At 67.3% G+C, this 20,683-nt stretch carries 19 protein-coding genes, 1 tRNA gene and 1 other RNA gene; 11 read left to right on the forward strand and 10 right to left on the reverse strand.

What is annotated here, in order from left to right; all coding sequences use genetic code 11:
- Window positions 1-23 precede the first annotated feature (23 nt).
- From ACPCUW_RS05760 to tgt, 3 genes are all read left to right on the forward strand, one after another.
- Window positions 24-1,760 (forward strand): ABC transporter ATP-binding protein, encoded by a 1,737-nt coding sequence (locus ACPCUW_RS05760; RefSeq protein ID WP_064902455.1) that lies wholly within the window; start codon window positions 24-26, stop codon window positions 1,758-1,760.
- Window positions 1,761-1,905: 145 nt separating this feature from the next.
- On the forward strand, window positions 1,906-3,852 hold the full coding sequence (locus ACPCUW_RS05765) for an ABC transporter ATP-binding protein (protein ID WP_423423899.1): 1,947 nt from the start codon (window positions 1,906-1,908) through the stop codon (window positions 3,850-3,852).
- 33 nt (window positions 3,853-3,885) lie between these two features.
- A complete protein-coding gene (gene tgt, locus ACPCUW_RS05770; protein ID WP_423423900.1) occupies window positions 3,886-5,130 on the forward strand; it encodes a tRNA guanosine(34) transglycosylase Tgt in 1,245 nt (414 codons plus the stop codon).
- Between the two features lie 34 nt (window positions 5,131-5,164).
- Here the strand turns inward: tgt and ACPCUW_RS05775 are convergent, their stop codons facing one another.
- Window positions 5,165-5,938, reverse strand: coding sequence for a queuosine precursor transporter (locus tag ACPCUW_RS05775; RefSeq protein WP_030516876.1), 774 nt, complete (start codon window positions 5,936-5,938; stop codon window positions 5,165-5,167).
- Window positions 5,939-5,987: 49 nt separating this feature from the next.
- Here ACPCUW_RS05775 and ACPCUW_RS05780 point away from each other — a divergent pair, with 49 nt between their 5' ends.
- Complete coding sequence (locus tag ACPCUW_RS05780; protein ID WP_030516877.1) at window positions 5,988-6,524, forward strand: DUF4190 domain-containing protein; 537 nt, start codon at window positions 5,988-5,990, stop codon at window positions 6,522-6,524.
- 53 nt (window positions 6,525-6,577) lie between these two features.
- Here ACPCUW_RS05780 and gluQRS read toward each other — a convergent pair whose 3' ends face one another.
- Window positions 6,578-7,498, reverse strand: coding sequence for a tRNA glutamyl-Q(34) synthetase GluQRS (gene gluQRS, locus ACPCUW_RS05785; RefSeq protein ID WP_423424030.1), 921 nt, complete (start codon window positions 7,496-7,498; stop codon window positions 6,578-6,580).
- Window positions 7,495-7,965: a DUF309 domain-containing protein gene (locus ACPCUW_RS05790; RefSeq protein WP_423424031.1), complete on the reverse strand. Its 471-nt coding sequence runs from the start codon at window positions 7,963-7,965 to the stop codon at window positions 7,495-7,497. Before ACPCUW_RS05790 ends, gluQRS begins: the two co-directional genes overlap by 4 nt.
- 397 nt (window positions 7,966-8,362) lie before the next feature.
- Here ACPCUW_RS05790 and ACPCUW_RS05795 point away from each other — a divergent pair, with 397 nt between their 5' ends.
- From ACPCUW_RS05795 to helR, 3 genes are all read left to right on the forward strand, one after another.
- The gene (locus ACPCUW_RS05795; protein ID WP_064902458.1) at window positions 8,363-8,572 is read left to right on the forward strand and encodes a DUF397 domain-containing protein; all 210 of its coding nucleotides are present in this window, start codon (window positions 8,363-8,365) and stop codon (window positions 8,570-8,572) included.
- 136 nt (window positions 8,573-8,708) lie between these two features.
- Entirely contained in the window at window positions 8,709-10,136 is a 1,428-nt protein-coding gene (locus ACPCUW_RS05800; RefSeq protein WP_423423901.1) for a hypothetical protein, read from the forward strand.
- Window positions 10,137-10,330: 194 nt separating this feature from the next.
- Window positions 10,331-12,532, forward strand: a complete 2,202-nt coding sequence (gene helR / locus ACPCUW_RS05805) for an RNA polymerase recycling motor ATPase HelR (RefSeq protein WP_423423902.1) — start codon at window positions 10,331-10,333, stop codon at window positions 12,530-12,532.
- A 15-nt stretch (window positions 12,533-12,547) separates the two neighbouring features.
- Here the strand turns inward: helR and ACPCUW_RS05810 are convergent, their stop codons facing one another.
- The 4 genes from ACPCUW_RS05810 to ACPCUW_RS05825 all read right to left on the reverse strand — a co-directional run bounded on the left by ACPCUW_RS05810 (window position 12,548) and on the right by ACPCUW_RS05825 (window position 15,613).
- The gene (locus ACPCUW_RS05810) at window positions 12,548-12,883 is read right to left on the reverse strand and encodes a hypothetical protein (protein ID WP_423423903.1); all 336 of its coding nucleotides are present in this window, start codon (window positions 12,881-12,883) and stop codon (window positions 12,548-12,550) included.
- A 63-nt stretch (window positions 12,884-12,946) separates the two neighbouring features.
- Window positions 12,947-13,951: a methyltransferase gene (locus tag ACPCUW_RS05815; RefSeq protein WP_423423904.1), complete on the reverse strand. Its 1,005-nt coding sequence runs from the start codon at window positions 13,949-13,951 to the stop codon at window positions 12,947-12,949.
- Window positions 13,952-14,025: 74 nt separating this feature from the next.
- Entirely contained in the window at window positions 14,026-14,916 is an 891-nt protein-coding gene (locus tag ACPCUW_RS05820) for an RNA polymerase sigma-70 factor (RefSeq protein ID WP_063010891.1), read from the reverse strand.
- Window positions 14,917-15,007: 91 nt separating this feature from the next.
- Window positions 15,008-15,613 carry a TetR/AcrR family transcriptional regulator gene (locus ACPCUW_RS05825; protein ID WP_104407227.1) on the reverse strand — a complete coding sequence of 202 codons (606 nt, stop codon included), beginning with the start codon at window positions 15,611-15,613 and terminating at the stop codon, window positions 15,008-15,010.
- 126 nt (window positions 15,614-15,739) lie between these two features.
- On the opposite strand from ACPCUW_RS05825, the gene ACPCUW_RS05830 reads away from it, so the two are divergent.
- Window positions 15,740-16,237 (forward strand): nitroreductase family deazaflavin-dependent oxidoreductase, encoded by a 498-nt coding sequence (locus tag ACPCUW_RS05830; RefSeq protein ID WP_423423905.1) that lies wholly within the window; start codon window positions 15,740-15,742, stop codon window positions 16,235-16,237.
- A gap of 59 nt (window positions 16,238-16,296) precedes the next feature.
- Here ACPCUW_RS05830 and ACPCUW_RS05835 read toward each other — a convergent pair.
- Window positions 16,297-16,384, reverse strand: a tRNA-Ser gene (locus ACPCUW_RS05835).
- Between the two features lie 44 nt (window positions 16,385-16,428).
- Window positions 16,429-17,400, reverse strand: a complete 972-nt coding sequence (locus ACPCUW_RS05840) for a hypothetical protein (protein ID WP_423423906.1) — start codon at window positions 17,398-17,400, stop codon at window positions 16,429-16,431.
- Window positions 17,401-17,507: 107 nt separating this feature from the next.
- Here ACPCUW_RS05840 and ffs point away from each other — a divergent pair.
- Together ffs and ACPCUW_RS05850 are read left to right on the forward strand one after the other, a co-directional pair.
- Window positions 17,508-17,602: signal recognition particle sRNA small type (gene ffs / locus ACPCUW_RS05845), an RNA gene on the forward strand.
- A 125-nt stretch (window positions 17,603-17,727) separates the two neighbouring features.
- Window positions 17,728-19,014, forward strand: coding sequence for an aminotransferase class I/II-fold pyridoxal phosphate-dependent enzyme (locus tag ACPCUW_RS05850; protein ID WP_423423907.1), 1,287 nt, complete (start codon window positions 17,728-17,730; stop codon window positions 19,012-19,014).
- Between the two features lie 99 nt (window positions 19,015-19,113).
- Here ACPCUW_RS05850 and ACPCUW_RS05855 read toward each other — a convergent pair whose 3' ends face one another.
- Window positions 19,114-19,953: a methyltransferase domain-containing protein gene (locus ACPCUW_RS05855; protein WP_423424032.1), complete on the reverse strand. Its 840-nt coding sequence runs from the start codon at window positions 19,951-19,953 to the stop codon at window positions 19,114-19,116.
- 140 nt (window positions 19,954-20,093) lie between these two features.
- On the opposite strand from ACPCUW_RS05855, the gene ACPCUW_RS05860 reads away from it, so the two are divergent.
- Window positions 20,094-20,681, forward strand: a complete 588-nt coding sequence (locus ACPCUW_RS05860) for an HhH-GPD-type base excision DNA repair protein (RefSeq protein WP_423423908.1) — start codon at window positions 20,094-20,096, stop codon at window positions 20,679-20,681.
- Window positions 20,682-20,683 lie beyond the last annotated feature (2 nt).

The following is a 20,683-nucleotide window of genomic DNA, read 5'->3' on the forward strand; positions in this document are numbered from 1 at the left end:
AATGACGGTAGCCTGCACCCATCATGTTGATCAGGTTGCTGCGCGCCTTTCTCGCCCCCTACCGCACCCAGTTGGTGGGGGTTGTTGTGTTGCAGCTCATCTCCGTCATCGCGATGCTCTATCTGCCCAGCCTGAACGCCGACATCATCGACAACGGCGTCACCAAGGGTGATATCGGCTACATCTGGACCACCGGTCTGTGGATGCTGCTGGTGTCGGGTGTGCAGATCATCGCCTCGGCGAGTTCGGTTTATCTGGGCGCACAGGCCGCGATGGGTGCGGGGCGGGAAATGCGCGCGGCGCTGCTGCACCGGGTGGGCACCTTCTCCGCCCGTGAGGTGGGCATCTTCGGCGCGCCGTCGCTGATCACCCGCAACACCAACGATGTGCAGCAGGTGCAGCTGCTGGTCGTGATGAGCGTGACCATCCTGGTGATGGCGCCGATCATGTGCATCGGCGGCATCGTGATGGCGCTGCGCCAGGACCTCGGACTCTCCTGGATCCTGCTGGTCGCGGTGCCGGTGCTCGGACTGACGATGGCGCTGATCATCTCCCGGATGGTGCCCGGATTCCGGCGCGTGCAGGAGCGCATCGACTCGGTGAACCGAGTGCTGCGCGAGCAGATCACCGGTATCCGCGTGGTGCGGGCGTTCGTGCGCGAGCGCTACGAATCGCAGCGCTTCGGCGTGGCCAACGACGAGCTGACCTCGGCCTCGCTGTTCGTGGGCCGGTTGGCCGCGCTGATGTTCCCGGCTGTGATGTTGATCAGCAACGTGACCACGGTCGCGGTGATCTGGTTCGGCGGGCATGCCATCGACTCCGGCAGTATGCAGATCGGTTCGCTGACCGCGCTGCTGTCCTACATCATGCAGATCCTGATGGCGGTCATGATGGCCTCCTTCCTGGCGATGATCGCCCCGCGCGCGGCCGTCTCGGCCGAACGCATCGCCGAGGTCCTGGAAACCGACTCCTCGGTGCTGCCGCCGGCACAGCCGCAGACCTTCGTCGCCGATCCGGGGACGGTCGAGCTGGTCGGCGCCGAATTCGCGTTTCCGGGCGCCGCGGAACCGGTGCTGCGCGATATCAGCTTCCGGGTCTCGCCCGGACAGACCACCGCGATCGTTGGTTCCACCGGATCCGGTAAGACCACGCTGATCAATTTGATTCCGCGGCTGATCGACGTCACCTCCGGCGTGGTGCGGGTCGGCGGCACCGATGTGCGGCAGGTGGATATGGATCTGCTGCGCTCGCAGATCGGGCTGGTGCCGCAGAAGGCCTATCTGTTCTCCGGGACCATCGCCGAGAACCTGCGCTACGGCGATCCCGAGGCGACCGACGAACAGCTGTGGCACGCACTGGAAATCGCGCAGGCCGCCGACTTCGTGCGGGCCATGCCCGAAGGGTTGCGGACCCCGGTCGCCCAGGGGGGCACCACCGTCTCGGGCGGCCAGCGGCAGCGGCTCGCCATCGCGCGCGCCCTGGTGAAGAAGCCCAAGATCTATCTGTTCGACGACTGCTTCTCCGCACTCGACGTCGCCACCGACGCCCGGGTGCGCGACGCGCTGCGGCCGGAGACGCGCGAATCCGCGGTGATCACCGTGGCCCAGCGCGTGTCGACTATCCGCGACGCCGACCAGATCGTCGTCCTCGAGGACGGTGCCATGGTTGGCCTCGGCACCCACGAACAGCTGTTGCGCGAATGCGAGGAGTACCGGGAGATCGTGGAATCGCAGTTCAGTCCGGAAGAGGCGGCGCGATGAGCTACCTTGGCGCAGCCGCTCATCGGGCCGCCCCGGGTGCGGGTGTCCCGCAGAACACAGCAGGCGGCGCGATGAGCTACCTTGGCACAGCTGCTCATCGGGCCGCCCGGGTGCGGGTGTCCCGCAAGACACAGGAGGCGGCGCGATGAGGCCAGGGGCGCCGATGCCGGGTGCTCCCGGGCAGAAGGCGAGATCGTTCGGCCCGACACTGAAGCGGCTGTTGCGCCGGCTGGCTCCGGATCGGACGGCCGTCGTGGCCATCCTGGTGCTGGCCGTCGCCTCGGTCGTCATGAACACCCTGGGGCCGCAGATCCTCGGTAAGGCGACCAACCTCATCTTCGACGGCGTCGTCAGCAAGCAGTTGCCGGCGGGGCTGACCAAGGATCAGGCGGTGGCGTCCCTGCGTGCGCAGGGCCAGGACCGGCTCGCGGACATGATGTCCTCGATGAACATCAACCCCGGCCACGGCGTCGACTTCGGCGCGGTGGGCCAGGTGCTGACCCTGGTTCTGGTGCTCTACGTGCTGGCCGCGCTGTTCAACTGGCTGCAGGCGTATCTGCTGGCCACGGTGATCAACCGCGCGGTGCAGCGGCTGCGCAGCGAGGTGGAGGACAAGATCCACCGGCTGCCGCTGAGCTATTTCGACACCAACGCCCGCGGCGATGTGCTCTCCCGCGTGACCAACGACGTCGACAATGTGGCGCAGAGCCTGCAGCAGACCATGAGCCAGCTGGTCATGTCGGTGCTGTCGGTGATCGGCATCCTGATCATGATGTTCTGGATCTCGCCGCTGCTGGCGGTGATCGCGCTGCTCACGGTTCCGGCCGCGGTGGTCGTCACGGCCCAGATCGCGAAGCGGTCGAAACCGCATTTCGTCGATCAGTGGAAGTACACCGGCCTGGTCAACGCGCAGGTCGAGGAGGCCTTCACCGGCCACGAGGTGGTCACGGCGTTCGGCCGCATCCGCGAGGTCGGGGAGGAATTCGACAAGCGCAACGACAAGCTCTATCAGGCCAGCTTCAAGGCGCAGTTCATCTCCGGGCTGATCATGCCGGTGATGATGTTCATCGGAAACCTGAACTACGTGCTGATCGCCGTGGTCGGCGGTCTGCGCGTGGCCTCGGGCAGCCTGTCGCTGGGTGAGGTGCAGGCCTTCATCCAGTACTCGCGCCAGTTCAGCCAGCCGCTCACCCAGATCGGTTCGATGATCAATCTGCTCCAGTCGGGCGTCGCGTCGGCCGAGCGGATCTTCGAGATCCTCGACGCCGACGAGCAGGTTCCCGATCCGCGCGAGGAGGATCCGCGCCCGATCGATCGCGGCCGGGTCGAATTCGACGCGGTGTCGTTCCGCTACGAGCCGGACAAGCCGGTGATCGACGATCTGTCGCTGGTCGCCGAGCCCGGCCACGTGGTCGCCATCGTGGGCCCGACGGGTGCCGGTAAGACGACACTGGTCAATCTGCTCGAGCGGTTCTACGAGCTGGACTCCGGCGCGATCACCATCGACGGGGTCGACATCACCGGCATCGGCCGCGACCGGCTGCGCTCGCGGATCGGCATGGTGCTGCAGGACACCTGGTTGTTCGGCGGCACGATCCGCGAGAACATCGCCTACGGCAACCCGGAGGCGAGCGAAGAGGAGATCCTCGCGGCCGCCCGCGCCGCCTACGTGGACCGCTTCGTCCATTCGCTGCCGCTGGGTTACGACACGGTGATCGACGAGGAGGGCTCCGGAGTCAGCGCCGGTGAGAAGCAGCTGATCACCATCGCCCGCGCCTTCCTGGCCAAGCCGACCATCCTGATCCTCGACGAGGCCACCAGTTCGGTCGACACCCGCACCGAGTTGCTGGTGCAGCAGGCGATGGCCGCGCTGCGCCGTGACCGCACCAGTTTCGTTATCGCGCACCGTCTTTCGACGATCCGCGATGCCGATCTGATCGTGGTGATGGAAGGTGGCCGCATCGTCGAGCAGGGCACCCACGAGCGGCTGCTGGCCGCGCGCGGCGCCTACTTCCGCCTCTACAACGCGCAGTTCACCGGCGCGGCGGTCGATCAGGATCTGGTCGACGAGGAGACGCTGGACGTGGTGTAAGGGCCGTGGTCACCGGCCTGGCAGGATAGCGGCGTGTCCGATCCCGACCAGTTCTCCTTCACCGTCGGTACGTCGCTACCGGGGCGTCACGGCCGCACCGGTGTGATCACCACGCCGCACGGGCAGATCGCCACTCCGGCGTTCATTCCGGTCGGCACCAAGGCCACGGTCAAGGCGGTCCTCCCGGAGGCGATGGCCGAGATCGGCGCGCAGGCCCTGCTCGCCAATGCCTACCACATGTATCTGCAGCCGGGATCCGACATCGTCGACGAGGCGGGCGGCCTGAGCCGGTTCATGAACTGGCCGGGTCCCACCTTCACCGACAGCGGCGGCTTCCAGGTGATGTCGCTCGGCGTCGGCTTCAAGAAGGTGCTGGCCATGGAGGCCGTCGGCGTGCAGAGCGACGAGGTGATCGCGAAGGGTAAGGAGCGGCTGGCCGTGGTCGACGACGACGGCGTCACCTTCCGCTCCCATCTGGACGGATCCAGCCATCGGTTCACCCCCGAGGTGTCGATGGGGATCCAGCACCGCCTCGGCGCCGACATCATGTTCGCCTTCGACGAACTGACCACGCTGTTCAACACCCGTGGCTATCAGGAGAAGTCGCTGCGCCGCACGCACGAGTGGGCGCAGCGCTGCATCGACGAACACGAGCGGCTCACCGCCGAACGCGCGCACCGGCCGTATCAGGCGCTGTTCGCGGTGATCCAGGGTGCGCAGTACGAAGACCTGCGCCGCAAGGCCTGCCGCGATCTGGACGCGATGCGGGGAAGCGGCGGAACGGGTTTCGACGGTTACGGCATCGGCGGCGCGCTGGAGAAGGCCAATCTCGGCACCATCGTGGGCTGGTGCTGCGACGAACTGCCGGCGGAGAAACCGCGGCATCTGCTGGGTATCAGCGAACCCGAGGACTTCTTCGTGGCGATCGAGAACGGCGCCGACACCTTCGACTGCGTCAATCCGTCCCGCGTCGCGCGCAATGCCGCGATCTATGTGGCGGCCGGCCGATTCAACATCAACACCAGCCGGTTCCGCCGCGATTTCACCCCGATCGACGACACCTGCGACTGCTACACCTGCGCTCACTACACCCGTGCCTACATCCATCACCTGTTCAAGGCGAAGGAGATGCTCGCCGCGACGCTGTGCACGATTCACAACGAGCGCTTCACGATTCGGCTCGTGGACGATATCCGCGCGAGCATCGAGGGCGGCTACTACGACGATTTCAAGGCGGAGTTCCTGGGACGGTGGCAGGGCCGGATCCGCTTCGACTGAAACGAAACGGCCCCGCCTCGCGCCCGGTTCCGCGTCAGCTGTAGAGCGCCGGCTTGTCCAGCGGTGCGTAGCTGGGTTCGTGCTTCTTCAGATAGGCGATGCAGCGGTAGCTGATCGGCATGATCAGCACCTCGCACAGCGTCTTCCACACGAAGCCGACGATCACGTAGTTGATGAACGCGCCCCACGTGTTGATCCCGATGGCCGTCGCCGCGATCGAGCAGAACACCAGCGTGTCACCGAATTCACCGGCGACGGTCGAGCCCAGCAGCCGCGCCCACAGATGCTTCTCCTTGGTGCGCTCCTTGATCAGCACCAGCGTCATCGAGTTCAGGAACTGGCCCACCACATAACCGGCGAGCCCGGCCGCGACGAGTTGCGGCGTGGTCCCGGCGACGGTGCGGAACGCGTCCTGATTGTCGTAGAACCCGGCCGCCGGCAGGCCGATCGCGATCCAGAAGCAGACCACCATCAGAATCAGCATGCCGAAGCCGTAGTAGATGGTGCGGCGGGCGGCCTTGAAGCCGTACACCTCGCTCAGCACGTCGCCGATCACATAGGCGAGGGGGAACAGGAAAAATGCTCCGTCGGTGGTGATCGGCAGGATTTCGATGGGTCCGAGGGACACCTCGTGGCCGGTGAAGAACTGCACGCCCTTGGTCGCGCAGATGTTGGAAATCATCAGCGTCGCCGTGAACAAGGTCACGATCAACGTGAAGGGACCCCCCGCGGCCTGCGCGAATGCTGCGTGTTCGACCGCGGGGCGTCCAGACTCCCCGGTCGGTGTCGTTTCTTGTGTCTCACTCACGACCTGTGCACGATACCGGCAACCCGGCCCGGTGGAATAGGCTGGACCGATGACGAATCCCGGCGATTCCGACGAATGGTGGAAACAGTACGGCGGCGAAGGTGTCTCGTCCGATTCGGGCGGCCACCAGTCGGTTCCGCCGACCCCGCCGCAGCAGCCCACCCCGCCGCCCAATCCGCAGGCCGGATACTCCTCGGCCCCGCATCAGCAGTCGTCTCCCTACCAGCAGCCGACCCCGCCGCCGCAACAGCAGCAGTCCTACCCGAGCTATCCGCAGCAGCAGCCCTACGGTCAGCCCGGCTACGGCTATCCGGCCGCGACGCCGTATCAGCCCTACGGCTACGCGGCGCCGCAACAGGGCACCAACGGCCTGGCGATCGGTTCGCTGATCGCATCGATCCTGGGACTGTGCACCTGTATCGGATCGATCGTCGGGATCATCCTGGGTGTGATCGCGCTGAATCAGATCAAGGAGCGCGGCGGTCAAGGCCGCGGTATGGCGCTCGGCGGAATCTGGGTCGGTGCCGTCGGCATCGTGCTGACCATCGTGTGGGTGATCGTCAACGTCGCGGCCGCGAACTGGTAGGAGCCGGGAGGGCACAGCAGTGCGTCCGGATCGCCGGACGCACCGTCGTGGGATCAGCTGTGGCGCAGCGGATCCGGATGTTCGGGGTCCAGAATCCACGGTTCGTGCGGCACCGTCGCCGGAGTGAACTGATCCAGTAGCGCGCGCGGTGTCTCGCCCCGCAGGCCGAGCGAGGCCGCGAGCAAGGTGAAAACCTGACGCGGCGTCTCGCCGAGAGCGGTTCTGTCGCGCAGGGTTACGGCACCGTCGCGCTTGGCCAGCCGCGCGCCCTCGGTGTTGAGCACCAGCGGGACATGCGCGTAGGTCGGTACGGCGAGTCCGAGGACCGTGGCCAGGTAGGCCTGCCGCGGTGTCGAGGGCAGCAGATCGTCACCGCGAACGACCTGGTCGAAGCCCTGGGCCGCATCGTCCACCACAACCGCGAGGTTGTAGGCCGCCGTTCCGTCGCCGCGACGCAGCACGAAATCGTCGACCAGCCCGCGATACCGGCCGTGGATTTCGTCGACGATCTCGAATTCCGTGGTCTGCGAGCGCAGGCGCAGTGCGGCGGGGCGACCCTCGGCGCGCTTGGCCGCCCGCTGCGCCTCGCTCAGGTCGCGGCAGGTCCCCGGATAGGCGCCCATCGGGCCGTGCGGTGCGGAGACGGCCTTCTGAATCTCCTTTCGCGTGCAATAGCACTCGTAGGTCATGCCGGCCGCGCCGAGCCGCTCGATCGCCGCCGCATACTGCGGGGTGCGATCCGATTGCCGGACCACCTGGCCGTCCCAGTCCAGCCCGATCGCGGCCAAATCGTCGAGCTGACGCTGCTCCGCACCCGGCCGCACCCGGTCCAGGTCCTCGATCCGCAGCCGGAAATTGCGTGCGGTGCTGCGGGCGAACAACCACGCCAGCAGGGCGGTGCGGAGATTGCCCAGGTGCAGATCACCGGAGGGGCTGGGGGCGAAGCGACCCGCCCCGGCGGTATGCGGGATCATCCGCGCAGCCGGGGGCACAGCGCGTCCTCCGGAATGTCGCGGCCGGCATCCAGATCCGCCAGCAGACCCTCGGCGTGTGCGACGAGCCCGGTCGAATCGATACCGTACGGCGGCGACGGCGCGGCCGACAACCGGCCGATCGCCCGCTCGAGCAGGGTGCGAGCACCCTTCGGATTACCGCGCTGGATGTGGGTGATGCCGACGGCGTACTGCGCCAGCCCCTGCCACAGCATCCTTTCCGCGAACGGTCCGTTCTTCCATGCGGCCTCCAGTACCTCGTGTGCGTTGAAGGCCAGTCCCTCGTTCAGGAGGCGCTGGGCATAGTCCAGGGTTTCCTCCGGTGGGAGGTCGAGATCATCCGGAATCCGGGCGACGCCGACGCTACCGGGCGGTAGTGGTCGCCCGAACCGGTCTCGAGGACGGGCATTTCGGGCGTGTCCGGCATCGTCGCGATCTCGTTCCACCACTACTCCATGATCCATACCGAGCAACCGCACGGTTTATCCGGGGCGTAGTGCGGCCGGGCCCGAGCGAATTTAGCGGCCCGGTTTTGTTTAGCGGATCATTCTCCTGTCATTTGGCAATTCCCCCGCTATTAGTGAACGGGAATTATTTATCGCAATTCGAGTGGTTGAAAGTGAAAAGAGGCGGGACATGGATTGTGGGTGCTGCTAGGGTGCTCTCCCGGGGTCAACGCGAGCGCGCACCATGGCGGTGTGTACCTCGTGGCCCATTCCGTTCATCGAGTAGTTCGTGCGCTATGACCAGGCACATCGTGGAGCCGTCGAGTCTCGAGAAACCCGGGTCCGGCGACGAGGGAAGCATGATTGTCGCGTTATCTACGGCGGTAAAGGAGAGGTTGAGGTGAAGGTTGATTCGACCGGTGCGGTGTGGCGCAAGAGTAAATACAGCGGTCCCGATGGAAACTGTGTCGAGGTAGCTTTTCTGAGTGACGGCAATGTCGGGGTTCGCGATACCAAAGACTGCGGCAGCGGGCCGATTCTGGCTTTCACACCCGGCGAGTGGGATGCGTTCGTCTCGGGCGTGACCGACGGGAAGTTACGTCCCGCCTGACCCCCGGCGATCAGGTGATGGGCCCCGAGTCGATGCGACTCGGGGCCTTGTTGTGCCGGTCGATGCGGCCGATTCCGGGTGCCGATGGATCTCGGTGGGTGCGGGATATGTGGACGGTTGCGGATATCGTCGGCGGGTGGATCTACTGACCCCGCAGGATGCCACCAGGTTCTGGCTGTCGCGCCGGGCCTGCAACGACCTGTTCCTGCTCTACTGCTTCGACGACGCCGGATGGTCCGACGACGCGCTGCGGGCGGCGGTGATCGCGCGCAGCGCCGAAATCCCGGAGTTGAGCGTCCGTGTCCGGGAGCACCGTTTCGCTTATCCGGCCTGGGAGCCTGCGGATTTCGACGAGGCGCAGGTCGTCGTCCACGCGTCCGAGGAGCCGCTGTGGACGACTGTGGAAGCCTCGCTGGGGGAGAATCTGGCGCACTCGGTCCCGGCGCGGCGATACACCTGGCGGATCCATCTGTATCGCGGCGTCCGGGACGCGCCGGGCGGATCGGAGCCCGCACTCGTTGTGGTGCTGCAGCTTTCGCATGCGCTGGCGGACGGAAAACGGGCCGCGCAGATCGCGCGCGAGTTGTTGCGAGGCTTGGACGCGGCAGCTCGCGGGGTCGCCGAACCGGGTGACGGTTCGGATCGCGTCGGATCGTCCACCGGCGCGATGCTCGATCGGCATCCCGGCCGCCGGGCGCGAGCCCGGTTCGCGTCATCTGTGGAAACCCTTGCGGTCGAAACTCTGGCGCTTCTTTCGTTCCTGCCCCGCATGGCCCGCACGGTGCGGCGGGGATTCGTCGCGGCAGGTGCGGACAGGGAATTGAACAGCCTCGCCGAGGCGGGAGAGATTCCCCCCGCGGCACCGAATTTCGCGCCGACCCGGCTGAACCGCCCGCCGGCGCCGGAGCATCGGGCCGTCCGTGTGATCGAGGGGGAGAGCCTGCACGTTCCCGGCTATACGGTCACGGTCGTCGCGCTGACCGCGATCTCCGTCGCGACGAGTCGATACCTCGCCGCCCACGGCGAATCCGCCGACCCGTTGGGCGCCCAGGTCTCGATGGCCCTGCCTGTGGTGACCGATCGAAAAGCTGTCCCGCACAACAACTATCGCGACCTCGGTGTCGATCTGTGCGTCGCTGAACCGGACCTGCGGCTGCGGGCGCGCCGCATCGCCGCGGCGCTGGCCGAACGACGGATCCGCGCCACCCATCCGCTGCAGTCCGCGCGTGACCGCGTCACCGACGCGATCCCGGCCCCGGTCCTCCGTCGCGATATCGCCGGCTATCCCTTGGATCTGGTTCCCGACCGGATCTCGGGCCACACCGTGCTCTCCAGCGTCCACCGCGGCGAGGCGGATCTGTCGATCGCCGGCGGCGCGGTCCGCTTCACCGCCGGTTTCCCCGCCCTCGGCGCGGTGATGCATCTGACCCACGGCCTGCACGGCCTCGGAACGACGGTGACCCTGTCGGTCCACGCCGATCCCCAGGTGGTGGATGTGGACGAGTACGCCCGCCTCTTGCGTGGCGCGGTCCGTGAGGTCGGTACGCGGCTGACCGCCGACTGATCGCGGAAGAGGCTGGTGCACCTCTTTCCATATTCAATATATAGCGGAGTGGGGGGCTTGCGGCAAGGCCCCGGTCGTGCCGCACAATGGCCCGCCGAGGCCGTGTACCTGCGAAAACGAGAGGAGACCCGCAGCGGCCGAGACGGACACGGGTGTCCACATGAACCATGTCGAGCCAGGGAAATGAGGGACACATGTCGGAACCGGGGTATCAGGACGAGTTGCGGGCCGAACAGGACTACGTGTCCGGGCTCTACGCACGCCTCGACGGCGAGCGCGTCGAGGCGAAGGGCCGCTACAGCGCGGCGTTGCGCGGCAACGGTGGTGCGCTGGTGGACCGCGATGTGGAGGTGCGCACGCTGGCGCGTGAGGTCAAGCGCTTGGATGTAGCCGACAACGGGCTGTGTTTCGGCCGATTGGACAGCGATTCCGGCGAGCGGTCCTATATCGGCCGGATCGGGCTGTTCGACCGGAGCAACGACTTCGAGCCGTTGCTGCTGGACTGGCGGGCTCCGGCGGCACGGGCCTTCTACACCGCCACCGCCGCCAGCCCGGAGCGGATGCGGCGGCGCCGGCAGTTCCATTCCCGAGGCCGCCGCGTCGTCGACTACACCGACGAGATCTTCGGCCGTCCGGGCGCCGGGGAACGCGGGGATGCGGCGCTGCTCGCGGCCGTCGACGCGCCTCGCGGCGAGGGCATGCGCGACATCGTGGCCACCATCCAGGGCGAACAGGACGAGATCATCCGGCTCGATCATCCCGGCGTGCTGGTGATCGAGGGCGGACCCGGTACCGGCAAGACGGTGGTGGCGCTGCATCGTGTCGCCTATCTGCTCTACACCCAGCGCGAGCAGATGGAGCGCCACGGCGTTCTCGTGGTCGGACCCAACCCGGCCTTTCTGCGTCATATCGACCGGGTGCTGCCGTCGCTCGGCGAAACCAACGTCGTCTTCACCACCACAGGCGATCTGGTGCCGGGCCTGCACGTCACCGCCGAGGACACTCCGGATGCGGTGCGCATCAAGGGTTCGCTGCGCATGCTGGATGTGCTCGCCGCCGCGGTCGCGGACCGGCAGTGCTTGCCGGCGGAACCGCTGACCATCGAATTGACCGACGTCACCGCGCGCATCGATGCGGCGACCGCGGAATGGGCGCGCGAGGAGGCGCGCACCAGCGGTCTGCCGCACAACGAGGCGCGTGCGGTGTTCCGCGAGATCGTCACCTACGTGATCACCGAGCGCGCGATCGCGCGGATCGGCAAGGGCTGGATCAGCCGCGACGACCGGGAGGCGTGGGAGAACCTGCGCGCCGACCTCGTCGCCGAGCTCGCCGAGAGTGAGCAGTTCGCTGCCGCGCTCGACCAGCTCTGGCCCGTGCTCACCCCGGAAACGCTGCTCGCCGAGCTGTATTCGTCGTCCGAGCGGTTGCGAGCGGCTGGCGCCGACCCGGCTCTCCGGCGTGCCGACGGCGCCGCGTGGACGGTGTCGGACGTACCGCTGCTCGACGAACTGGTCGATCTGCTGGGCCGGGAGAAGCCGGCGGACGACACCGCGGAACGCGAACGCGCGGCCGAAGCCCGATATGCCGCAGGTGTTTTGGAGCTCATGACGGGCCGCGAGGATTCGATGGACGACGAGGACCACCTCTTCGCCACCGACCTGCTCTACGCCGAGGACCTCGCCGACCGATTCGCCGATCGCGATACCCGTGATCTGGCCGAACGCGCCGCCGCCGACCGGGATTGGACCTATCGCCACATCGTGGTCGACGAGGCGCAGGAGCTCTCCGAGATGGACTGGCGGGTGCTGATGCGGCGGTGTCCGGGCCGCTCCTTCACCGTGGTCGGCGACCTCGCCCAGCGTCGTTCGACCGCCGGCGCGACGTCGTGGGACGCCATGCTCGAGCCCTATGTTCCCGGCCGGTGGCGCTACCGCTCCCTGACGGTGAACTACCGTACGCCGGCCGAGATCATGGCGGTCGCGGCGGCGGTGCTCGCCGAATTCGCGCCGGGTGTGCGGCCACCCGAGTCGGTGCGCGCCTGTGGCGTGCGGCCGTGGTCGCGCCGCGTCGACGAAAGCGAATTGACCTCCGCCATCGCGGATTTCGCTCGCGACGAGGAGGGTCGCGAGGGCACCGCCGTCGTGATCGGCCCGCCCGGCGTGCCCGGCACGGTTGCGGCATCGGAGACGAAGGGCCTCGAGTTCGATGCCGTACTCGTCGTCGAACCGGAGCGCATCCTGTCCGATGGGCCGCGGGGCGCGGCCGAACTCTACGTGGCCCTCACCCGCGCCACCCAGCGCCTCGGAGTTCTGCACCGAGACCCGCTGCCCACGGCACTCGCCGGTCTGGTCCCGGTCGCCGAGCCCGCGGCGGCCGGAAATCGCCGCTCCGCGTAGCGATGTGGCGGGCCGCTAATCCGGCGGCCCGCACCCGCCTCGCATGATCAACGCATGCGCCGGACACCATTGGGTCACCGGTAGCCGACTGCGCCCGTTCCCGGTGCGCAACTCGAATTCCACCAGCCCCAGCCACGTTCCGTCCGCCGCCCGCGCCCAGGCGTGCAGCCGCCCCGGAATTCGCCCGGTGATCTCGAGCCCGCCCGCCCGCACCTGCCCCGCCACCGCGTCGTGATCGGCCATCCGTGGATACGTGGGGATAGCGGCAGCCACGTCCACCAGCACCGGCATCGGCGGAGCCACCACCCGATGCAGTGCGAACGCTCCCTTCTCCGGCCAATGTTCGAACATGTGTTCGATCATAAACCGAAGCGCCGACAAATAGCTCGCGGATTTGCCGGCCGCGTCGCAGTGTCACCGACTCCGGAACTCCAGTGCGGTCCGCCCGTCCGCCACCGGCCTCATAGCACGCAGCATCAGACCGCACGTCTCACCCAGCGCCCCCAACTCGGTCACCGTCCGCTCCCGCCCGCCGAAGCACATCGCCATGAACAGGTCGATCGCCGTATCGGCCCCCCGCCCCCGAATCGGCTCGATCACCACGACCGCCCCGTAAGCCCCTGCGGCGCGGGCGCATTCGGCGAGGATGGCTGCGGCGAGTTCGTCGTCCCAGTCGTGCAGGATGTCGGACAGAAGGTAGGCATCGGCACCGGTGGGGAGCGGATCGAAGAAGCTGCCCGCAACGGCGGATGCGCGGTCACTCAGGCCGGTCGCCGTGAATCGCTCGGTGGCGGCGGCGGCCGTCGGCGCCAGGTCCAGCACTCGTCCGCGCACGCTGGGATGCGCGCGGAGAATCGCGGTCAGTAGGGTGCCGTCGCCGCCGCCGACGTCGAGAACGTCGGGGAAGCGACTCCAGTCGAACCGCGCCGCGATCTGGTCCGCGTAAACCCGGAAGCGGCAATTCATCTGGGCGTCGAAGGACGTGCGCAGCGCGGGCTCGGCTTCCAGATCGGCCCAGAAATCACGTCCATACCTGCGCGGATAGGCGGGCCGGCCGGAAGTGATCGTGCTCAGCAGTTCCACGAAGGCCAGTTCGGCGCGCCCGCCCGCGCTGCCGATATCGAGCAGCAGCAGCGCGAACGGGTCGGGGGAGTCCGCGCTCATCTGGTTGCCGAGGCTCGTGGGCCGGTAGCGGCCGGACGCCGCTTCGTCGTCGAAGACGCCGATGGTGACCAGATGGTCGAGCAGTCGACGGAGCGCGGGAGCGGAGGTTCCCGTGCGAGCCGCCAGCTCTTCGGCGGTCGCGCCCGTGCTGCCCGCGTGGTCCACCAGCCGCAGCGTCGCGGCCACGCGGACGGCCATCGGTGTGGCCAGATCGGCCAGGGCGAGGATCGAGGCGGGTTGCTCCGGCGAATTCACCGGCCCAGACTATCCGGCCGACTCCGGGCGGACATCGAATGTCGTTGTGGCGCAGTGGTTGTGGGCCTCGTCGTTCAGCGGCTGACGGTGGTCTGCTGTTCGACGCGGGAGAGCTTCTCCGGGTTTCGGACCACGTAGAGGCCGGTGATCAGGCCGTCGTCGAGGCGCATTGCCACCACGTCGTCGATTCGTCCGTCGATCCGGACGATCAGTGCGGGGCAGCCGTTGATCTGGACCGCCTCGACGGTTGCCTCGGTGCGCAGTCGGGGCAGGCCGGTACGCAGGGCGCGGGCGACCCGGTCGGCGCCCGCGATCGGCCGCAGGACCGCCTGGACCACGCCGCCGCCGTCGCCGAGCAGCACCACGTCGGGAGCCAGCATGTCGACCAGATGCTGCAGGTCGCCGGTTTCGATGGCGTGCTGGAAGGCTTCGACGGCGCGGCGGGATTCGTCGGCGGATACCACGCCGCGGGGTCGGCGCGCGGCGACGTGAGCCCGTGCGCGATGGGCGATCTGGCGTACCGCGGCGGGCGTCTTGTCGACGGCCGCGGCGATCTCGTCGTAGCTCAGGTCGAACACCTCGCGCAGTACGAACACCGCTCGTTCCGTCGGTGCGAGCGTTTCCAGCACCAGGAGCATCGCCATCGACACGCTGTCGGCCAGTTCGACGTCCTCGGCCACATCGGGTGCGGTCAGCAGCGGTTCCGGCAGCCACGGACCGACGTAGGACTCCTTGCGGCGGCCGAGCGTGCGGAGCCGGGTCAACGCCTGGCGGGTGACGATGCGGACCAGGTAGGCGCGCTGATCACGGACGTCGTCGAGGTCCACGTCCACCCAACGCAACCAGGTCTCCTGCAGGACGTCCTCGGCGTCGGCCGCCGAACCGAGCATCTCGTAGGCAACCGTGAACAGCAGATTGCGATGGGTGACGAACGCTTCGGTGGCGCCGTCGATGCGCTCGCTCATGGGGGCTCCTGTCCGTGCTGTCTCGACTTCGGCACACACGAGACGCTCGCCGGATCCGCCGTGTGACACCTCCTGCAAGTGATACGCGTCACTACAGCGGTGATCTCGCGGCGATGGCCGGGGCGACCCACGCCGTGAGGTAGCGGCGCAGTTCCGGCCCACGCCGAGGCGGACGGCCCGGATCGACGACGAACGATTGCACGATGCGAAGCATATGTTCGACGAGTTCGTCCAGATCGGCGCCGGACACTCCGGCCGCAGTCCAGTCGACGGCGAAGCGTTGCAGGATCGATCGTCCGAATGCCAGTGCGGTGTCGGAGGTTACGCCGGCGGAGAAGGCCCCGGCCCGCCCCGGAGTGAGCAGTAGGTTGAGGTACCGCTCGTGCGGCAGCCGCTCGAGGGTGTAGGCGATGCCCTCGACCACCGCCGTGGCGGGGTCGCGGATTCCGCTCAGATGTTCGGCCAGAACGTCGAGGAACTGCCCGGTCTGCGCGACGGCGGTCGCGGTCAGCAGGCTCTCGGCACTGGGAAAGTAGCGATACACGGTCTGACGGGTGACGCCGAGGTCCCGGGCGACCTCGGCGATGCTGAAATCGCTGCCGGACCGGTCGATCGCGGTGCGGGCGGCGGCGAGGATCCGCGCGACGGCTTCGTCGTCGTCCGCGGGCGTCGCCCCCGCCCAGCCATGCGTGCGCACCGAATGCCCAATCCCTTCCTCGAAGCGTCGACGGTACCGATCCTGCCGAGAGGGCAGCCCGGCTCTTGACCATACATATGTAACCAACTGTATGGTCGTCCGGAAGTACCGGAGAGAAGGAAGACCATGCCAGCCACGACGCCGCCCCGGCCGAAACAACTCGATTCCCCGCTGCTGCCCAAGATCTTCAAGATCGTGGGCCGTGCGCAGGTGTGGACCTATCGGCGCACCGGCGGCCGTATCGGCGGTAAGTGGCGCATCGGGGCCGGCTTCCGCAAACCGGTGCCGACCCTGCTGCTCGAACATCGCGGCCGGAAGTCGGGTGTGGTCTACACGACGCCGCTGCTCTACATCACCGACGGTCCGAACACGGTCATCGTCGCCTCGCAGGGCGGCCTTCCCAAACATCCGCAGTGGTATCTCAATCTGCGCGCCGAGCCCGACACGCACATCCAGATCGGACGGGACCGCCGTCCGGTTCACGCCGTCACCGCCGACCCGCAGGAACGGGCCCGCCTGTGGCCGTTGCTCGTCGACGCCTATGCCGACTTCGACACCTATCAAGCGTGGACCGAACGCGAAATCCCCGTGGTCGTCCTGCGTCCCCGCCTGGACGGCCGCTGACGAGAAGTGCGACGGACGAAACAGAAACGCCCGCTACCACTGGGGTAGCGGGCGTTTCGTGGCGGAGGATAGGGGATTTGAACCCCTGAGGGCGTTAACCCAACCCGCGTTCCAGGCGAGCGCCATAGGCCACTAGGCGAATCCTCCGCAGAGCAATATACCGGGTGGACCCCCCGGAACCGCAAACCGGGCTATTTGTGCAGGCCGGCTAGGGCCTTCTTCAATTGCTCCTTGCAGGTGGTGCCGACGTCGGCGCTGGCGATGCTGCCCTCGGCCTGGATCCGCAGTTCCACCTTCACCGAGACGTTGGAGTCCAGGGCCGCGCAGGTGTAGTCGAGCGTCACGAAGCTCGAGTAGTTCTGCTGGTAGGCGGCGTAGTAGGCCTGGCTGCCGATGCCCGCGATATCGCCGGAGGTGCGGCCGCTGCCGGTGGTCTTGGTGTCGTAGTTCTTCCAGCTGTTGAACTGCGGATCGCTGTATTTGCTCTGGAAGTCGGCCTCGAGGTCGATATCGGAACCGTCGGTGCCGTACTTGCCGGCGCCGTCGTACCGGGCGCGGCAGGTCAGGTTGCCACCACCGAAGCTGGAGTCGGGTGCGCGTTCGGTGTGCTCGGGCGCGTCCTTGGGTGTGGGCGCCCACTTGCGCAGCACCGTGGCATCGATCAGCGAGCAGGCGTCGCTGACATTGGCCATCGAATAGTTGCCGTCGACACCCTTCTTGTCGCCGAGCGGTCCCTTACTTCCGCCCCCGCCACCGCCGGTGAGCGCGATCACGCCGATCACGATGCCGATCACCACGACCAGGCCGACCACGCCGCCGACGATCCACGGTGCGTTGTTCTTCTTGGGCGGCTGTGGATAGGCCGGCTGTTGCGCATAAGGCGGCGGGAACTGCTGCTGTGGATAACTCGGCACGGACGGTGGTGGCTGCTGTGCGTAGGGCTGCTGTGGGGCGCCACCGTGATAGGCGTCGAAACCCGCCCCCAGAACGGTCGGATCCGTGCCGGTCACCGGCCCGGGACGCCCACCCATGACGGTCGGATCGGTACCGGTGAGCGGCTGCTCCGGAGCCGCCGGCGTCGACCACCAGTGCACGGTTTCATTGGGCGGATTGCCTTGCCCCGGATACTCGGGCCCACCGTGCGGTGGATTACTGCCTGTCACGTCTTTCCTCCGGTCCTGGCGCGGAAGCCCCCTCGAAAAATGTCGCAGGTGATCGTATCGACTCCGCCCGGATTCCACTCGAGTGGACAGTTGTGACTACACTGGCCGACGGATCCCGCGCGGCGCGCATCCTGTGAACTCCCCCAGGGCCGGAAGGCAGCAAGGGTCAACGGGCTCTGCCGGGTGCGCGGGGTCCCCTTTCTTTCCCGGGGGAAATATTCTTATCTGCCACGCGGCGCGTCCGGCGAGTAACGTGGTCGGCTGGGTCGGCGCCAGAAGCGCACGATCCGTCAACCTGTTACCTCGCTGCTTGAAAGGCTGCTCAGGATGCCCCGGCAAACGCAGATCGGTTTGATGAGCCATGCGGAACTCGTATCGGAACACGAGACGCAGACCGCGAACTACGCGAAGCTCCAGACCGAGAAGCTCACGCTGGATCTGACGAGGGGTAAGCCCTCGCCGGAGCAACTCGACCTCTCCACCGGCCTGCTCGCCCTGCCGGGCGCCGACGACTACCGCGACGGCACCGGGACCGACTGCCGCAACTACGGCGGCCTGCACGGACTGCCGGAGCTGCGCGCGATCTTCGGTGAACTGCTGGGCATTCCGGTCGAGAACCTGCTCGCCGGCAACAACGCCAGCCTGGAGCTGATGCACGACGTGATCGTGTTCGCGATGCTGCACGGTACGGCCGACTCGCAGCGCCGCTGGGCCGACGAGCCGATCAAATTCCTGTGCCCGAGCCCGGGATACGATCGCCACTTCGGGATCACCGAAACGCTGGGCGTGCAGATGATTCCGATCGCCATCAACCACGACGGCCCGGACGTGCACGCCATCGCGGAGCTGGTCGCCGCCGACCCGCAGATCAAGGGTCTGTGGGCGGTTCCCAACTACTCCAACCCGACCGGCGTGAACTTCTCCGAAGAGGTTGTGCGCGAACTTGTTTCGATGCCCACCGCGGCGCCTGACTTCCGCCTGTTCTGGGACAACGCCTACGCGGTGCACCCGCTGACCGATACCGCCGCCCCGGTGTTCGACGTGCTCGGAATGGCGGCGGCGGCCGGAAACCCCAACCGGCCCTTCGTGTTCGCCTCCACCTCGAAGATCACCTTCGCCGGTTCCGGAGTCAGCTTCTTCGGCTCGTCCACCGAGAACCTGACCTGGTATCTGAAGTACGCCGCCAAGAAGAGCATCGGCCCGGACAAGGTGAACCAGCTGCGTCACCTGCGCTTCTTCGGTGATGCCGAGGGTGTGCGCCGGCATATGCAGGCCCACCGTGCGGTGCTGGAGCCGAAATTCAAACTGGTGCTGCGCATTCTGGAGGATCGCCTGGGGGCCTCGAAGGTCGCCTCCTGGACCGAGCCCAAGGGCGGCTACTTCATCAGCCTGGATGTGGTCGAGGGCACGGCCGCGCGCGTGGTGGCGCTGGCCAAGGAGGCCGGCATCGCCCTGACGCCCGCCGGTTCGGCGTTCCCCTACGGAAAAGATCCGGAGGACAAGAACATTCGCATCGCCCCCAGCTTCCCGTCGCTCGCCGACCTGGAGAAGGCGATGGACGGTCTGGCGACCTGCGTCCTGCTCGCGGCGACCGAGAAGCTGCTGGAGAAGTAGGGTCGGCGCGACCCGCAACGGAGTCGGAAGACCGGTTCGCGAGCCCCTGTTCGGGGACCGCGAACCGGTCTTTGCTTCGCGTTGTCCGGTCGGAACCGGTTACTGCGGCTTGTGCGCCAGTACCGCGAACATCGTCACCGAGAGGTGGATGTCACCCGTGCGCGCGCCGGCTTCCAGTTCCGCCAGCAACTCCCGCCGCTGCGCCTCGGTGATCGCCCCGCGCGCCTCCGCCATCTCGGCGATGCGGGCCACCAGCGCACCCGCGCCGGCGCTCGCGTCCTGGACCAGCGCATGCGAGCCGATATCGTCGACGACCAGTCCGGCCCCGGCGAGCAGACCCGGCAGCCGCCGTCCCGAGAACGGGTTGGTGGTGTTGGTGATCAGGGTTTCGATCACCTCGTGCACGACTCGCCGGTCGCCGGGGTGCACGATGGCGGTGCCCCAGTCACTGTCCATGACGACGACGCGGCCGCCCGGCTTCAGTACCCGGGCGATCTCGCGGGCGGCGCGCGCCGGGGCGGTCAAATGCTGAAAGACTCGCTCGCACAGCGCGACATCGAAGGTGTCACCGCCGAACGGCAGTCCGTAGGCATCGCCGGGTACGAACCGGGCCGGCGAATTATGCTGGGCGGCACGGCGTTCCGCGCCGGCCAGCAGATTCGGATCGGGTTCGACGCCGACCGCGTCACCGGTCGGGCCGACCGCGTCGGCGAAGACCAGCACCTCCGAGCCGGTGCCGGATCCGATGTCGACCGCACTTTCGCCCGGAGCGAGGGCCAGGGCGTCGTGCGCCCAGCGGCGTAGTCCGCGAATTCCGGGAAGTGCAGCCTGCAGATCGTTGACGTCGATGAGTTGGTCGCGGCCCGCGCGATCGAAACGGTCCGGCCTCAGCCCCGAGGGCGAGGAATTGTCTGCCGAGGAGCTGTGTGTGGGCGCCATATCTTCCACCGTGGGTGTTGCCAAAGTGTCGGGCATGAAGATTCACCCTACGCGCGCAGAAAAGCTACGGGTGGGTAGGCATGTGAGTCCGGTCACGTCCGTCGGTAGGCGGAGATCCGGCCGTCTGCGATGATCGATACATGGTGAGCCGCAAAGTGTGCCTCGCGCAGGAACCGGAGGCGGACAAGCTGTTGTCGGAGGACGACTTCGCCCTCTTGACCGGGATGCTGCTGGATCAGCAGTTTCCCCTCGAACACGCTTTCCGCGGTCCGAAGAAGATCGCCGACCGCATGAACGGTTTCGATATCCACCGGATCGCCGAGGCCGATCCGGAGGAATTCGAGGAATTGGGCGCGACCCCGCCCGCCATTCACCGCTACGGCCGGTCGATGGCCCGGCGCACCCAGGAACTGGCCCGATACGTCGTCGAACACTACGACGGCACCACCTCCGAGATCTGGACCCGCGACGATCCCGACGGCAAGGAAGTGCTGCGCCGGCTGAAGGAGCTGCCCGGCTACGGGGACCAGAAGGCACGCATTTTCCTGGCGTTGCTCGGCAAACAAATCGGTGTGCGCCCGGCGGGGTGGGAGAAGGCGGCCGGCGCCTACTCGGAGCCGAATTCGCGCCGCTCCGCCGCCGATATCGTCGACAACGAGTCACTGCTCGAGGTGCGGGCCTTCAAGAAGCAGATGAAGGCCGCCGCGAAGGAAGCCAAGGCGAAATAGCC

It is taken from the genome of Nocardia sp. AB354, assembly GCF_049538315.1.
Taxonomy (GTDB): Bacteria; Actinomycetota; Actinomycetes; order Mycobacteriales; family Mycobacteriaceae; genus Nocardia; species Nocardia nova.

Coding starts and splice junctions, on each gene's coding strand:
- ACPCUW_RS05760 (WP_064902455.1), top strand. CDS start 24: ATGTTGATCAGGTTGCTGCGCGCCTTTCTCGCCCCCTACCGCACCCAG.
- ACPCUW_RS05765 (WP_423423899.1), top strand. CDS start 1,906: ATGAGGCCAGGGGCGCCGATGCCGGGTGCTCCCGGGCAGAAGGCGAGA.
- ACPCUW_RS05780 (WP_030516877.1), top strand. CDS start 5,988: ATGACGAATCCCGGCGATTCCGACGAATGGTGGAAACAGTACGGCGGC.
- gluQRS (WP_423424030.1), bottom strand. CDS start 7,498: ATGATCCCGCATACCGCCGGGGCGGGTCGCTTCGCCCCCAGCCCCTCC.
- helR (WP_423423902.1), top strand. CDS start 10,331: ATGTCGGAACCGGGGTATCAGGACGAGTTGCGGGCCGAACAGGACTAC.
- ACPCUW_RS05810 (WP_423423903.1), bottom strand. CDS start 12,883: ATGTTCGAACATTGGCCGGAGAAGGGAGCGTTCGCACTGCATCGGGTG.
- ACPCUW_RS05820 (WP_063010891.1), bottom strand. CDS start 14,916: ATGAGCGAGCGCATCGACGGCGCCACCGAAGCGTTCGTCACCCATCGC.
- ACPCUW_RS05830 (WP_423423905.1), top strand. CDS start 15,740: ATGCCAGCCACGACGCCGCCCCGGCCGAAACAACTCGATTCCCCGCTG.
- ACPCUW_RS05850 (WP_423423907.1), top strand. CDS start 17,728: ATGCCCCGGCAAACGCAGATCGGTTTGATGAGCCATGCGGAACTCGTA.
- ACPCUW_RS05855 (WP_423424032.1), bottom strand. CDS start 19,953: ATGGCGCCCACACACAGCTCCTCGGCAGACAATTCCTCGCCCTCGGGG.
- ACPCUW_RS05860 (WP_423423908.1), top strand. CDS start 20,094: ATGGTGAGCCGCAAAGTGTGCCTCGCGCAGGAACCGGAGGCGGACAAG.